The sequence below is a fragment of the Microvirga aerilata genome (assembly GCF_016743775.1).
Taxonomy (GTDB): domain Bacteria; phylum Pseudomonadota; class Alphaproteobacteria; order Rhizobiales; family Beijerinckiaceae; genus Microvirga; species Microvirga aerilata.
The window spans coordinates 1-13561 of the sequence record NZ_JAEQMY010000098.1 but is presented as its reverse complement, the minus strand read 5'-3'; the positions used below and the strand labels follow the sequence as shown (position 1 = coordinate 13561).

The 13561-nt window shown below is 60.5% G+C and carries 14 protein-coding genes; 7 read left to right on the top strand and 7 right to left on the bottom strand.

Annotation, left to right across the window (positions count from 1 at the left end; translation table 11 throughout):
* The first annotated feature begins 188 nt into the window (after positions 1 to 188).
* Positions 189 to 341: a hypothetical protein gene (locus JKG68_RS33880; protein WP_246515932.1), complete on the top strand. Its 153-nt coding sequence runs from the start codon at positions 189 to 191 to the stop codon at positions 339 to 341.
* Positions 342 to 579: 238 nt separating this feature from the next.
* Here JKG68_RS33880 and htpG read toward each other — a convergent pair whose 3' ends face one another.
* Together htpG and JKG68_RS27415 are read right to left on the bottom strand one after the other, a co-directional pair.
* A complete protein-coding gene (htpG, locus tag JKG68_RS27420) occupies positions 580 to 2469 on the bottom strand; it encodes a molecular chaperone HtpG (RefSeq protein WP_202065085.1) in 1890 nt (629 codons plus the stop codon).
* 122 nt (positions 2470 to 2591) lie between these two features.
* On the bottom strand, positions 2592 to 3944 hold the full coding sequence (locus tag JKG68_RS27415; RefSeq protein ID WP_202065083.1) for a hemolysin family protein: 1353 nt from the start codon (positions 3942 to 3944) through the stop codon (positions 2592 to 2594).
* A gap of 496 nt (positions 3945 to 4440) precedes the next feature.
* Between JKG68_RS27415 and JKG68_RS27410 the strand changes: the two genes are divergently transcribed.
* From JKG68_RS27410 to JKG68_RS27400, 3 genes are all read left to right on the top strand, one after another.
* Complete coding sequence (locus JKG68_RS27410; RefSeq protein WP_202065081.1) at positions 4441 to 5016, top strand: DUF421 domain-containing protein; 576 nt, start codon at positions 4441 to 4443, stop codon at positions 5014 to 5016.
* Between the two features lie 250 nt (positions 5017 to 5266).
* Complete coding sequence (locus JKG68_RS27405; RefSeq protein WP_202065078.1) at positions 5267 to 5632, top strand: response regulator; 366 nt, start codon at positions 5267 to 5269, stop codon at positions 5630 to 5632.
* A 500-nt stretch (positions 5633 to 6132) separates the two neighbouring features.
* Positions 6133 to 8280: a family 1 glycosylhydrolase gene (locus JKG68_RS27400; protein WP_312890992.1), complete on the top strand. Its 2148-nt coding sequence runs from the start codon at positions 6133 to 6135 to the stop codon at positions 8278 to 8280.
* A 110-nt stretch (positions 8281 to 8390) separates the two neighbouring features.
* Here the strand turns inward: JKG68_RS27400 and JKG68_RS27395 are convergent, their stop codons facing one another.
* Positions 8391 to 8669, bottom strand: a complete 279-nt coding sequence (locus JKG68_RS27395; RefSeq protein WP_202065074.1) for a hypothetical protein — start codon at positions 8667 to 8669, stop codon at positions 8391 to 8393.
* Positions 8670 to 9384: 715 nt separating this feature from the next.
* Between JKG68_RS27395 and JKG68_RS27390 the strand changes: the two genes are divergently transcribed.
* Positions 9385 to 10593 carry a glycoside hydrolase 5 family protein gene (locus JKG68_RS27390; protein ID WP_202065073.1) on the top strand — a complete coding sequence of 403 codons (1209 nt, stop codon included), beginning with the start codon at positions 9385 to 9387 and terminating at the stop codon, positions 10591 to 10593.
* Positions 10594 to 10796: 203 nt separating this feature from the next.
* On the opposite strand, the gene JKG68_RS33875 is transcribed toward JKG68_RS27390, so the two are convergent.
* The 4 genes from JKG68_RS33875 to JKG68_RS27370 all read right to left on the bottom strand — a co-directional run bounded on the left by JKG68_RS33875 (position 10797) and on the right by JKG68_RS27370 (position 12292).
* Complete coding sequence (locus JKG68_RS33875; RefSeq protein WP_376773223.1) at positions 10797 to 11012, bottom strand: hypothetical protein; 216 nt, start codon at positions 11010 to 11012, stop codon at positions 10797 to 10799.
* Between the two features lie 185 nt (positions 11013 to 11197).
* Entirely contained in the window at positions 11198 to 11500 is a 303-nt protein-coding gene (locus JKG68_RS27380; protein WP_202065072.1) for a hypothetical protein, read from the bottom strand.
* Between the two features lie 44 nt (positions 11501 to 11544).
* A complete protein-coding gene (locus JKG68_RS27375; RefSeq protein ID WP_202065070.1) occupies positions 11545 to 11871 on the bottom strand; it encodes a hypothetical protein in 327 nt (108 codons plus the stop codon).
* Between the two features lie 58 nt (positions 11872 to 11929).
* Positions 11930 to 12292 carry a response regulator gene (locus JKG68_RS27370; RefSeq protein WP_246515934.1) on the bottom strand — a complete coding sequence of 121 codons (363 nt, stop codon included), beginning with the start codon at positions 12290 to 12292 and terminating at the stop codon, positions 11930 to 11932.
* Positions 12293 to 12617: 325 nt separating this feature from the next.
* On the opposite strand from JKG68_RS27370, the gene JKG68_RS27365 reads away from it, so the two are divergent.
* The gene (locus JKG68_RS27365; protein WP_202065066.1) at positions 12618 to 12845 is read left to right on the top strand and encodes a NepR family anti-sigma factor; all 228 of its coding nucleotides are present in this window, start codon (positions 12618 to 12620) and stop codon (positions 12843 to 12845) included.
* On the top strand, positions 12835 to 13386 hold the full coding sequence (locus JKG68_RS27360; RefSeq protein WP_202065065.1) for a sigma-70 family RNA polymerase sigma factor: 552 nt from the start codon (positions 12835 to 12837) through the stop codon (positions 13384 to 13386). Before JKG68_RS27365 ends, JKG68_RS27360 begins: the two co-directional genes overlap by 11 nt.
* Positions 13387 to 13561: the final 175 nt, after the last annotated feature.

Sequence of the window (13561 nt, the reverse complement as noted above, 5' to 3'; positions counted from 1 at the left end):
GTCTGCGCCGAGCAGCAGCGTTAGCACTCGGCGCATGTGAGTGCTAACACGAGTTGATACTCCAATGATCCTGGCCAGGCAAGCTCATCCCTTGGTGGATAAGCTGAGCTTAGGGCGAACAGCAGCCCTACGAGCAGCGTTGACCCAAGATAGCGGCCGACCGGTCGCTATGGCAGCGGGGTTCAGCCGTGTTGAGTTTCGAAAGCGTCGAAGAGGTCTGCGAGAGCAAGAGCATCACCCTTGTCGTTCATCCTGCCATCCGTCGCGCCGTAAAGGGCTACGAGGAAAGCTTCTATATCGGCTTACGCTGCTTTTTGAAGGGAGAAACCGACGGGCTTTAGTTTTTGCCCCTAGAGAATGGCGGCTATGAACGGCTGCTATTTTCCCAGCGGCGCTCATCGGGTGGGCACCCGATCTTAAGAGTTGATCCAATCGCCGCAGAAGGGCTCCAACGGATCAAGGGAAGCTGAACATCATACACCCCAGCAGCGACGTTGAGGGCAGCTTCCCGGCACAAGCATCACTCTGCGGCAGAACCCGCGGATACCCGGCCTCTACCGCCCACGCCTCAACCCATGATTAGGGAGCAGACCGTCGCATGACTCGAGCAAGGCGTTGCGAGAATGCCTTGGCATCAGCCGGGAGCTCGCCGTCCAGAATGCGCGCCTCATCCAAGAGCAGATGTGCAACGTCTTCCCGTAGGTCCTGCTCGTCATCACCGAGTTTCGCCAGGGCAATGATCAGGTCGTGGCGCGGGTTGATCTCGAGAATAGGCTTAGCGGCAGATGGCAATTGCCCCGCTCTTGCTAGCAAACGCTCCAGCTGTCGATCCATGCCACTTTCAGGCGCAACCAGGCAAACAGCGCTTTCGGTCAGCCGTTCGGAAGCACGCACGTCGGAAACCGCCTCACCAAGCGTGGCCTTGAGACCGGCAATGAAGCCTGCCACTGTTTCCGGAGCTTCTACGTCGGAGTTACCATCCCCTTCGATCCGCGGGATGAGTGTCAGGTCCGCGGCACCTTGAGTGACTGACTTGAACGGCTTGCCCTCAAAATCGATGGGCGCGGCGACCCAGAAACTATCAACTTGGTCCGGCAGTAGCAGCACCTCGATGCCGCGCGCCCGAAAGCCCTCAAGCTGAGGGGAAGTTTCAAGGCGCGCAATATCAGAGCCGGTCACATAGTAGATCGACGACTGGTTCTCTTTTAGAGAGCCGACATAGTCCTTGAGCGAGCGCCACCCGCTCCCGGAGGCGGTGGTCTTGAATCGCGCCAGTTCCAGCAGTGTCGAACGCCTCTCGAAGTCTTCATAGAGCCCTTCCTTCAGCACCGGCCCGAAGGTCTCCCACACTTTGGTATAGGCCTTGGCATCGTTCTGGGCGAGCTTATCGAGTTCACTGAGAACCCGGCTGGTCACACCCTTCTTGATCGCAGCCAGAAGCGGGCTCTCCTGGATCATCTCGCGCGAGACATTGAGGGGTAGGTCTGCCGAGTCAACAAGTCCGCGCACGAACCGCAGGTAGCGCGGCAGGATCTCGGCCTCATCGGTGATGAAGACCCGCTTCACATAGAGCTTCATCCGACCGTGACGATCGGGATCGAACAGGTCGAAGGGCTTGGCACCTGGCACGAAGGCCAGCGTCGTATATTCGTGGCGACCCTCAGCCCGGAAATGCACTGTCAGGGCAGGCTCATCGAACTGGCCAGCCACGCTGCGATAGAAGTCCGTGTATTCTTCGGCGGTGATCTCGCTGCGGGGCCTCATCCAGAGCGCTGCTCCGTCAGCGATCTCCTGGGGTTCCGCCCCTGGCTTCTCGAGGATAGCGATTGGCACCGGAACATGACCCGACTGCTCCTTGACGATGCGCTCCAGCGTGTAGCGCTCCGTGTAGGAGGTGGCGTCCTCCATCAAGTGCAGGGTGACCCGAGTCCCACGGACCGGCGCGTTAACAGTGTCAGCGGTGCCGATGGTGTAGGAGCCCTTGCCGTCAGAGGACCAGAGGATGGCCTCATCGCTGCCAGCCTGGCGTGAGACGACATCGACTCGGTCAGCCACCATGAAGGCGGAGTAGAAGCCGACGCCGAACTGCCCGATAAGCTGGGCCCCTTCGCCGCCCTGTGCGGCCTGGATCCGGTCCATGAAAGCTTTGGTGCCGGACCGTGCAATCGTGCCGAGCGCCTCGACCATTTCGTCCCGGCTCATGCCGATGCCGTTGTCCTCGATAATAAGGCGGCGGTTTTCGGCATCGATCAGGAGCGTGATCCGAGCCTTGGGATCATCACCGAGCAAGGCGGGGGTGGCGATCGCCTCATAGCGTAGCTTCTCGCAGGCATCTGCCGCGTTCGAGATCAGCTCGCGTAAGAAGACATCCTTGTCAGAGTAGACCGAGTGCACCATCAGGTGCAGCAGCTTGGCAACATCGGCCTCGAAGGTGTGGCTCTCGGGGGCGGTGGCTTCTGCGGTCGTCATGGCTTTGGGCGTCCTTATCTGCGCTTGCGGTCCGCGAGATGGGAGGAAATAGCCAAGATTTCAAGCCCCGAAAGCCATCCGGTTGAGCAGCATGGCACCTGAAGGCGCTTGGGACGGTATTGTCAGGGAAGTGCTTCCGCTTCCAGTTCAGGTAGCAGTTCATTGGTCGTGGTCGCCCCTTCCAGGGGTGCCGTCCCAGAGCCGATGCGCCGCGCCAGCACCTTGTCGACGCGACGACCATCCATATCGACGACCTCGAAGCGCCAGCCCAGGGTCTCCACGGCTTCGCCCGTTTCCGGCAGGTGTTGCAGCTCGTGGATCACCAATCCTGCCACCGTTTCGTAATGGCGCTGTTGAGGAAGGGTGACCTCAAGCTGTTCTGCCATCTCATCAGCCGGCATCCAGCCTGCCAAAAGCCAGGAGCCATCCTCGCGCTGCACGGCCTCGGGTTCCTCGTTGCCCTCGTCCGAGCGAAACGCGCCCGCGATGGCATCGAGGATGTCGGCGGGGGTGACGAGGCCATCGAAATGTCCATACTCGTCGTGCACGAGAGCCATCGGCACTTCGGCCTCCTGCAGCAGGTGGAGGGCATCCAGGGCGTCGAGGGTATCCGGGATGAAGGGGGCTTGGCGGATGTAGGCCCGGAGGTCGAAGGCTTCCCCCGACAAGGAGGCGGCGAGAAGCTCGCGCGCCTGAACGATGCCCATCACGTTGTCTGGACTGCCCTCGGCAACCGGCAGCCGTGAATGGCTCGTCCTGATCAGGCAATCCCGGATTTCGGATTCGCTATCAGCCAGGTCGATCCAGTCCACATCGGTGCGCGGCGTCATGATCCCGCGCACCGCCTTGTCTCCGAGACGCAGCACGCCCGAGATCATCTTGCGTTCGTCGGTCTCGATCACCCCGGCCGTCTCGGCCTCAGCCACGACCGTTCTGATTTCCTCCTCCGTCACGGCGCTGTCGGATGCAGCGCTCTTCCCCAGCAGGCGGAATACCAGCCTGGTTGAAGCATCCAGCAGCCAGATCACGGGGGCCGCGACCTTGGACGCCATCGCCATGAGCGGGGCTACCGCGCAGGCGATGGCCTCAGTGTTGCCGAGCGCCAGGTGCTTGGGCACGAGCTCGCCGATGACCACGGACAGGTAGGTGATGACGGCAACCACAAGGCCATACCCGAGCGGCCCCGCCACGCCGGCCGAGAGGCCGCAGGACGTCAGGATGTCAGCCAAGCGGCCGCCGAGGGACGCACCCGAGAACGCACCGGCCAGGATGCCCACGAGCGTGATGCCGATCTGGACTGTGGACAGGAAGCGGCCCGGCTCCTCGGCAAGGGCGAGCGCGGTCCTGGCCCCGGCCCGGCCCGCTTCCGCCATGGTCTTGAGACGGGGCTTGCGGGAGGAGACGATGGCGAGTTCGGACAACGAGAACAGTCCGTTGAGGGCGATGAGGACGGCGACAATGGTGAGTTCGAGCACGGCGAGCAACGGTTCCCTGAGGGACTACACAACTAGCTGCCCCTCTCTCCTGTTCCCGAGCTTAGGGTCGGGGAACAGGAATTCCTGTGTGAACTCGCCCACCAACCAGCGGGAGGGTGTCGCTCCTCATGCGACACTAGCAGAAAACGGGCGTCCGAACCCGTCTGGCTGCACTCCTAGCCTTTCTCCCTTGGTCCAACCTCCTAGTAAAGGCTGCCCTGTTCATGCACCCCTCATCAGAGATGAGACCGAGAAGGTGCGGGTGCCGGCCGCAGGATAGAGACCCGCGCCTAGGAAGCACATGATCCCAACTCACACGGCAACTACGTGAAGCAGCAGTCTCACGAGGCGTGTGGTGCTTGAATGCGACCGTTCCTCCGCGGGAGATTTACCCTCCAACAGGGACAGCAGGTCGCGCCTCGCGCCGTACTTCTGACTGAACTTTGAACGGCTCATGGTGTTTGTCTGCTCCCTAAAGATCTCCCTGGCGAGTGGTATGAACGAAATTGAGAGCTGGTTGCGCCTTGTGCTTGGCCTCGGCCTTGAGGGTAAGGACATCAACTTCCTGCAAATGGCACTGCGCGCTGTTGTTGTGTACCTCGTGACTGTGCTGATCGTGCGGCTGGGCAAGAAGCGCTTCATGGGCCGCGCCACCGCGTTCGATGTGATCCTCGGCATCATGCTGGGCTCCATCGTCAGCCGCGGCGTGACCGGTAATGCCCCGTTCTTCGGTGCGCTCGCAGCCTCTACCGTTCTGCTCCTGATGCACTGGTTGTTTTCGGACATAGCCCTGCACTGGCATGGCTTTGGATGGTTGGTCAAAGGCCGCTCGGTGGTGCTGGTCCGCGATGGTGCGGTTGATGAGAAGGTCCTGCGGAAGGTTCACGTAACGGAGAAAGACCTGTGGGAGGACCTTCGCACGAAAGGGATCTCGGATCTGAAGCAGGTTGCCGAGGCTCGCCTAGAGCGGAGCGGCCAATTGAGCGTCATCAAGGCCAAACAGGAGCCGAAGGTCGTCGAGGTGTCTGTTGCAGAGGGTGTGCAGAAGGTCCGCGTCGAGATTGGCGGCTAGAGCCTGGCGCCACAGGAGTATGGGCTAGATTGTCGAGCGCCAACTGCAGCGGTTGCGGGCGTTCCGAGTGCCAGGGGTCGAGGCAACCGGCATCGTGTCCAGGGGGCAGAAGGAGCCTCCAGCACTCACCTATGTTGATGCGTGCTGAACTCCCGAAGGATAGTTTTTAACCATTCCCTAACTACGCAAGGCCCCGTCCAAAGACATCAGAGTTCAGGGGCGGAGGGCCAAACGTCCTGGAGACACAAAGATGCCAATAGGTGAGCGCAAGCACCGCATCCTTGTCGTTGAGGATGAGGCAATGATCAGCATGCTGCTTGAGGATATGGTTCTGGACTGCGGCGCCGAGATCGTAGGGCCGGTCGCCAAGTTTGACGATGCTCTGGCGCTTGCCCGCGAAGGGGAGTTCGCAGTTGCTGTTCTGGACCTCAACCTGAACGGCATCTTGAGCTATCCCATTGCCGATGTGATCCGTCAGCGAGGCATTCCGGTGATCTTTGCAACTGGCTACGGCGCACATGGGCTGCGCGACAGCTTTCAGGATTGCCCGACTCTCCAAAAGCCATTCAGCCAGAAGGACTTTGCTCAAGCGGTGGCTTCCGTGTGCGCCCCATGATCCGGCTGCAAGAGGCAAAGCATCCAGAGAACCATGCCAAATTCTGCCAGGGAGTCGCCCCAAGCAGCGCATTCACAGAGCTACTCTGCTTTGCGCCTGCAATTGAACGGGACCAGTCTTGGCGCTGGCATTCCCATCACGGCGCCTCTTATGAAGAATGTTGATGGTTGGCCGGCACAAAGAAGCACAACTCATTATCTCTAGTGCTTTCTGCGTGACTCTTCGCTGCGGCGAAAGTCTTTCCCGGCGATGTCTGGCGTTGTTTCCACGTTAAGTGTCTTCACTCTGTAAGTTCAACATCGGCTCGCGGCAAAGACTGATGGGATCATCCCGTTAACTTACGTTATTCGCGGATGTATATTGTCAAATTAGCGAGGAACTACTGGTATTTGGATCAGTTTAGGACCACTCCAGCCGCGCATCTGCGATGAAGAGGTCTGACCTTGAACGAGCCAGCAAAACGGCCGCTTGAACTATGGGGCGGCATTGAGTGCACTGTTGTGCAAATAGGCAGCGAATTCCGCAATCAGGTGGAGGAGACAGGGCATCTCCAGCGCCTGTCCGATCTCGATGCCATCGCGGCGCTCGGGATCAAAACGATCCGCTACCCCGTCGTGTGGGAATCCATCGCGCCCGACCATCCCGATATCTGCGACTGGACCTGGACGGATGAGCGCCTCACTCGCTTGCGCGAACTCGGCATCCGGCCGATTGCCGGCCTTGTCCACCATGGCAGTGGGCCGCGCTACACTAGCCTGATCGACCCTGAGTTCCCCGACCTGGTGGCTCGTCATGCTGAGCGTGTTGCAGCACGCTATCCTTGGGTCGACATGTTCACCCCGATCAACGAGCCGTTGACGACGGCCCGCTTCAGCGGTCTCTACGGCCACTGGCATCCGCATGGGCGCGACTACCCCACCTTTCTGCGCTGCCTGATCACCGAGTGCCGCGCGACCGTGCTGGCGATGCGCACCATTCGCCGGATCACGCCGCATGCGCAGCTGGTCCAGACGGAGGACATGGGTAAGACCTTCAGCACGCCGCATCTGCGCTACCAGGCCGACCTTGAGAACGAGCGCCGCTGGTTCAGCCTCGACCTGTTATTCGGGCGCGTGGATCGCCAGCATCCCTGGCATGAGATCTGCCTCCGGCACGGCATCAAGGAGGAAGAGCTCGACTTCTTCTTGGAGGGCGATGGTGCGCCGGACGTCATCGGCATCAACCATTACAATACCAGCGAACGCTATCTCGACGAGGCGATGGATCGCTACCCTGAGTGCTTCCACGGCGGCAATCACCTGCACCCGCTCAATGACGCCCCTCGGATTGACCACTACGCTGATGTCGAGGCGCTGCGGATGGACATTCCGTCCGAGGAGCTCGGGTTCAAGGCGCGGCTTGCAGAGGTCTGGGACCGCTACCGGCATCCCATTGCGGTGACCGAGGCGCATCACGGCTCGACACGCGAGGAGCAGGTGCGCTGGTTGATAGAGGTCTGGCATGAGGTCCAGGCACTCAGGGAAACAGGCCATGACATCCGGGCCGTCACCATCTGGTCCCTGCTCGGCGCTGTGGACTGGAACTCCCTGCTGGTGGCCCGCACCGGCTTCTATGAGCCGGGGGCATTCGACATCCGCAGCGGACAGCCTCGCCGCACCGCGATTGGCAGGGCGGCCGAGTCTCTGGCCAACACGGGCGCCTTCGAGCATCCTGTACTCGACCAGCAGGGCTGGTGGCGGCGCGAGGGCCGCCACTCTCATCCGCCGGCAAGCAAGGTTGAAGCACCTTTCCGTGCCCGACGCCCGATCCTCATTGCCGGCGCGACCGGCACCCTCGGCCATGCATTCGCCCGCCTGTGCGCTGTGCGTGGCCTTGATTACGTGCTTCTCACGCGCGGCGAGATGGACATCGCCGATCCCGCCTCCGTGGATGCGGCGCTCGCGCGGCATCGCCCCTGGGCAGTCATCAACGCGGCCGGATACGTCCGCGTCGACGACGCTGCCCGTGAGCGGGATGTATGCTTCAGGGCCAATGCCACCGGAGCCGAAGCCATTGCTCAGGCCTGCGCACGCCTGGGGCTGCCAATGGTCGCCTTCTCGTCCGACCGGGTCTTCGACGGAAGTCTCGGACGTCCCTATCTGGAGAGTGACTCTGTTAGTCCGGCTTGCGTCTACGGGGAGAGCAAGGCTGAGGCCGAGCGGCGGGTCGCCAGCGCCCATCCCGAAGCGCTGATCATCCGCACCAGCGCGTTCTTCGGACCCTGGGACAGCGCCAACTTCGTGTATCAGGTGCTCCGCGATCTTCAGGCGGGCCGAACCGTCAAGCCGTCCGAGGGCATCGTCTCACCGACATATGTGCCGGACCTCGTTCATGCATCCCTCGATCTTCTGGTCGACGGAGAGCGCGGGATCTGGCACCTCGCGAATCAGGGCATGACCTCTTGGAGAGAACTCGCCAAGCGTGTAGCGGCGGAAGCCGGGCTGTCCTGGAGAGCAGGGCCTCAGGCGGTGCAGGACAAACCGCGGATTACGGCGCTGTCGAGCGAGCGCGGCTTGATTATGCCGTCCTTCGAGGGGGCTGTTTCCCGCTACTTCCGCGAGTGCGAGGTGGATTGGAACGCCCAGGGGTTCCTGGACGCTGCAGAATAGAAAGCGAAGCGACCACAATGGTCGGGTGAGGGGGTTGAGGCCCCCTTACTGCTGTCGGATCATGTTTAGGAATTGCGGCCCATGACTACCGATGATCGGCGGAGGCTCGCTTACTCCGACGTTGAGGCGGCGTCGCGGAACATCTCCTTGAGGGCGCTCATGAGCATCGGCTGAGCAGGTCGGCCCTCCGCAAGCGTGAGAAAGTCGTTGATGCCAAAGCGCTGTGTTCCACGAGAGACCTGGCCGTTTGCGTGGGTGCTCGTGTGCAGCCAGGTGTGTTCAACGTAGAGGCCCGGCGCATCCGTATCGAGGACCAGGTGCCACCAGTCTCCTGCGTTCTCCAACGGACGATCTGCAGCGAAGGCTAACTCACGCTTGAAAACAGACATAGGCGTCCTCCCGCTCATGCCCCATGCGGTGGGGCAGGATAACTAGAATAGGACGCAGAGGCGCTCAGGAAACAGGAGAAGCGGGGGAGCTCACGGCGTGCCGACTTGTTGGCCACGACATCCTGAGAAGTGGAGATGAGCTGCACAACCGGTCATGCCCTGCTGTATTTTGTCAATTCAGCGACCGCATTGCCACGCCATGCGAGCATTCTGTTGAGATGGAAAAGCCTGTCAAAGCAGGCATGGATCTATCGCGTCGGTTCGGCGTTCTCCGGAGCCCGCCTGTTGCTTCCGGACAAAGTGCCTACCCAATCAAGCCAACGTAACCCTACCCACCTGATCCAGCATGAGCCCATGCAGGAACATTGCGGACGCAGACGCCCCAAGCTGGGTCAGGGGCTAAAATAATACTCCTCACGAGCAAGAGAGTCCCTTCTTGATGTTCAGAAACAGCCTTGATGTTGAATGTCCCTTCTCCAGTCCCGCAGTGGAGCGAGTTTCCCCAGAGAAGCTGTCGCAGTCCCTTCCCTGGATCCAAGTTGCGTCAGGGGCGCCATACTTCATCACAGAGGCGGGTGAGCCCTGGACCCCTGTTGGTCAGAACGACGCAATCAGCTGGGTTGAGCTGAGGGGGCTCTTTCAAAGGCGGGACCTGCCAGCTGTCGAGGCACACTTACGTTACCTGAAGCAGCATGGCGTCACATGCCTGCGGCTGATGCTGGAGTACGCTCAGGTGCGGCACCGCTACATCGAGCGACCTGTCGGCACCTTTGTGCCCAGCATGGTGCAACTCTGGGATGATCTTTTTGAGCTCTGCGAGCGCATCGGTCTGCGCATCCTGCTCACCCCTTTTGACACGTTCTGGACCTGGTTGCATTGGAAGCATCATCCCTACAACGGCAGGAACGGCGGACCCCTTAGGCATCCCTCCCGCCTCCTGCTGTGCTCGGACACGCGAAAGGCTATCAAGAACAGACTAACCTTTGCGGTCGAGCGCTGGGGTGACAGCGGCGCGCTCTTCGCCTGGGATCTCTGGAATGAAATCCATCCTGCTCAGGCTGAGGAGAGTGCGGATTGCTTTGGTGAGTTCATCCACGACCTGAGCCATCATGTGCGCTCCCTTGAGCAGCGCCTTTATGGCCGCTCACATCCGCAAACGGTTTCCCTGTTTGGCCCTGAACTGTCGTTGCGCCCGCACCTGGACTTGAAGGAGCCGATCTTTCGGCATCCTGACTTGGACTTTGCCACTCTGCACATCTACGAGACCGGCAGCATCGACAACCCGCAGAACACAGTCGATGCTGCCATCAGCATGGGCCGGATTGTGCAGGATGCGTTGGCTGAGATCCAGGACGGTCGACCTTTTCTGGACACCGAGCACGGTCCTATTCACAGCTTCAAGGATCGTAATCGTACACTGCCGGAGCCTTTTGACGACGAGTATTTCCGTCACATGCAGTGGGCTCATCTTGCCTCCGGCGGGGCAGGTGGTGGGATGCGGTGGCCCAACAGGAGCCCACATACCCTGACCAGAGGCATGCGCAAGGCGCAGCAGGCGATGGCTGGGTTCCTGCCGCTCGTTGATTGGCTGCGCTTCCAACGCAGAAGCCTGAACGCGGAGATCGAGTCCTCCCGCGATGAAGTGGCATGCTTTGGGTGTGGCGACGATGCCCAGGCCGTTATCTGGCTTCTGCGAAAAGACACCATGGACCAGAACGGCACATTGCGCACCGATGCAGAGCCCATGAATCTCACCGTACGTATTCCCCGGCTCTCCTCAGGCAGCTACTGCGTAACCGGCTGGAACACGCTTGAGGGAAGGACCTGTGCAACGTTTGAGGCTGCAAAAAGTCCTGAGCCCTTTCTGCAATTAAGGGTGCCACCATTTGGGGCGGACTTGGCCTTGGCCATCAGGAGGCAGTAGCTGCGTCCAAGCGCGGGACAGGCGCACGTCTCCTGGTAGGTATTGGTGGATTGGCTCGCTCGTTCAGGCTTGATAAGTCAGCGTTCCTGCACCGCCACTCACCCGAGTAGGTGAACAATGCCTGTCCAGGCGGCCCAGGTCAGTGCGATGGAAACCCAGTTGCCAGAAGTGCCAAGATCAGGGCTCCCAAGACAGCAAGACCATCATCGGCAGCCAGACCAAGGCCCATGAGGATTACCGGTCGGCTGAGCGATCTCGCCCGGCGACAGCACCGCGGTGGCCACCTGGTACAGCAGCGGCTGAAAGAGGTGGTAGTTGCGGAGGTTGGTCACCGTCACGCGCAGGGGCATGCTTCCGAGAGCCTGGGCGAGGGACAGCCCCGCAAATCCAGCCTCGACAATCACAACGTGGTGTGACATGGCCGAACCCACCCCGATTTTCTGGGCGGAGCTTGCGGGCTGCTGATCAAGCGATGCCATCTGCTGCTTGCTTTCTTCGAATGATGTTCGAGGGGCCACAACAAACCTCAGATGATCAGAACCGACGTTCAAGGGCATGGAATAACGCAAGCGGCGATCCGTTCGGTCCAGGGGCACCCAGCCGATCAGCCCACGTCCGGTTCATCTTCCTCAGCCTCGACGAGGTAGACGACGGAGAAGGCCTCAAGCTCCTCGTCGTCGTCCTGCTCCTCATCCGCAGCGGCCTGAACTCGCTTGAACCTCACGATCTCGTCCTCTGACGAGGGCCGCACCACCAGAGGCACTATCCCATCCCACAAGCGCTGCCCTTGGCTCACGAGCTGTCCGAGATGGGCCTTGAACATCTGCCCCTCGAAGAGTTCATAAGCCCGCTCCTCGCTTGCATCGGTCATGGCAACCGGCCTGCCGCCTATCTCCAGGGTGAACATCGCCTGCTCCTTTGTCGCATCAGGCGCAAAATTGGTTTGGACCATCAACTCTGCAGGTGTGGTGAAATGGTTGATCCATCCTCATGATCATGGTCAATCGGCACGAGGAACATCACAAACAAGCCGTCATCGTCCTCCTCAGTGTCGATATCATCGTCGATATCCATGTCAGGAGCCTTGAATGCAGCGGTCTCCTCCTGGGATGCGGGCCGAATGGTCAGGGGAGCCCTCCCGTCCCACAGCGGTATCCCTTCACTGGTCATTGCCGTCAGGTCCTGCTTGAACTCGTCACTTTCAAAGATGACTCGCGCCTGAGCCCCGTCGGCATCGGTGATGGCAATCGGCTTGTCTCCGATCTCAAGGGTAAACATCGGCTCTCCTGCTCATCGCTGTTTCTGCGGTTGTCGAGATGTCGTACTAATCCGCCGTTCAAGCATTTGCTCGCCCGAGGCGAGCAATCGTTGCCGTCAACTCCTCCCGTGGGACAGGCTTTTCCAACCACGGCACGCCCTGGAGATCGTCCGGGAGGTTGCTCGTGAACGGAAGGCCTGAATAGATGGCAAAAGGCGTGTTACGCCCCTTCAGTTCACGTGCGATAGGCAAGGAGGTGCCGTCCCTGAGGCTGACGTCCAGCACCGCAACGTGCGGCGTATTGTGCTCCAGCCAGCGCAGAGCATCGGCGCAGGAGAGGAATGGGCCGGCCACCGAGAACCCAGCGTCCTCCAGAAACGCCTCAAGGGACATACCAATAAGCGCCTGGTCTTCGACGATCATGCAGCAGGGGGAAGCCATCACGCGAGATCTCCTGTTGTTCAGGAACCGGAAGAGCCCGTGGTTGGAGATAACCGATAGGGCTGTCACTGGGGCCGATGGAAAGCAAAACCATGAGACAGCTTGACCGGACTGAGTATCCCCTCACTCACGTAGGTTAATCGTGGCCATACTTTCTGGTCAAAGCCCCTCACAGGGTTCTCCCGTGCTACCTGATGCCTAACTTCAAGATCATCATAGGTTAATGGCAGGCCGCCTCCGATCATCTACGGGTAGGTTATCTTCCTGGTTCTCTGGAGAGTCCATCAGAGAACTGTTGGTGTTGCTCGGAGGAACTAGCGTGTTGATGACGATGCCCAAAGTTGCCCAGAGGAAGCTTGATGACACTGGAGAGGTTCCGGTTGTGAAAACCGGAGGCCCCCACGAGCCAGCCCTCCCGGCCGACGTTGCCGCCTGTCTCGGAGAGCGGCTCCGCGCCTACTACGCCCACCTGATGAACGATCCTGTTCCCGAACACCTCATCCGGATCCTTGAAGCCATGGATGGAGCGAGGAGTGCAAACAATGACCGTTGATCCCTCTGTCCGTCAGGCTGTGCTGGAGGCCATCCCACATCTGCGCGCCTTTGCCATCTCGCTGTCAGGCAATATCACTTATGCAGACGACCTTGTTCAGGGGGCTCTGCTGCGTGGTCTCGAAAACCTGGACAAGTTCCAGCCCGGCACCAACATGCAGGCTTGGCTTTTTACCATCCTGCGCAATCAGTTCTACACCGACATGCGCCGCCGCCGCAAGGAGGTGGAGGATGCCGACGGCGCCATGGCGGAGAGGCTCGCTGTGATGCCGGAGCAGAGCGCGCGCCTGGACTTCAGCGACATGTTGGCGGCGCTAGCCAAGCTCAGCGTCGAGCAGCGCGAGGCGCTGGTTCTCGTCGCAGCGGAGGGTGTATCCTACGAGGAGGCGGCTCAGATCTGCGGCACGAGCCTCGGCACCATCAAGAGCAGGATCAATCGCGCCCGGACACGGCTGGCGGAACTGCTGGATCTTGTGCCCGGTGAGGACATCGGACCCGACCGTCTGGTCAGAGCCACCCTGCTCATGCATGCCTCGGTGTGAGGCCCTTGCGCCTCTGCTCGTTGATAAAGGCATAACGGGGGTCTCAGATGGACTGCTTGATACCATAGTAGACGCTGATTCGACCGAGTAATACCCGATCACGGAATTTCCGACGCGATGAGGTACGGGTAAGCCGTGAGGGTTGTGAGCCGGCCCTTCTCGTCGACGAGCTTGT

Excerpts from the sequence above, each read along its gene's own strand:
- JKG68_RS27360 (WP_202065065.1), top strand. The coding sequence starts at position 12,835 with ATGACCGTTGATCCCTCTGTCCGTCAGGCTGTGCTGGAGGCCATCCCA.
- htpG (WP_202065085.1), bottom strand. The coding sequence starts at position 2,469 with ATGACGACCGCAGAAGCCACCGCCCCCGAGAGCCACACCTTCGAGGCC.
- JKG68_RS27370 (WP_246515934.1), bottom strand. The coding sequence starts at position 12,292 with ATGGCTTCCCCCTGCTGCATGATCGTCGAAGACCAGGCGCTTATTGGT.
- JKG68_RS27365 (WP_202065066.1), top strand. The coding sequence starts at position 12,618 with ATGACGATGCCCAAAGTTGCCCAGAGGAAGCTTGATGACACTGGAGAG.
- JKG68_RS27410 (WP_202065081.1), top strand. The coding sequence starts at position 4,441 with ATGAACGAAATTGAGAGCTGGTTGCGCCTTGTGCTTGGCCTCGGCCTT.
- JKG68_RS27380 (WP_202065072.1), bottom strand. The coding sequence starts at position 11,500 with ATGTTCACCCTGGAGATAGGCGGCAGGCCGGTTGCCATGACCGATGCA.
- JKG68_RS27395 (WP_202065074.1), bottom strand. The coding sequence starts at position 8,669 with ATGTCTGTTTTCAAGCGTGAGTTAGCCTTCGCTGCAGATCGTCCGTTG.
- JKG68_RS27390 (WP_202065073.1), top strand. The coding sequence starts at position 9,385 with ATGCTGGAGTACGCTCAGGTGCGGCACCGCTACATCGAGCGACCTGTC.
- JKG68_RS27405 (WP_202065078.1), top strand. The coding sequence starts at position 5,267 with ATGCCAATAGGTGAGCGCAAGCACCGCATCCTTGTCGTTGAGGATGAG.
- JKG68_RS27375 (WP_202065070.1), bottom strand. The coding sequence starts at position 11,871 with ATGTTTACCCTTGAGATCGGAGACAAGCCGATTGCCATCACCGATGCC.
- JKG68_RS33875 (WP_376773223.1), bottom strand. The coding sequence starts at position 11,012 with ATGTCACACCACGTTGTGATTGTCGAGGCTGGATTTGCGGGGCTGTCC.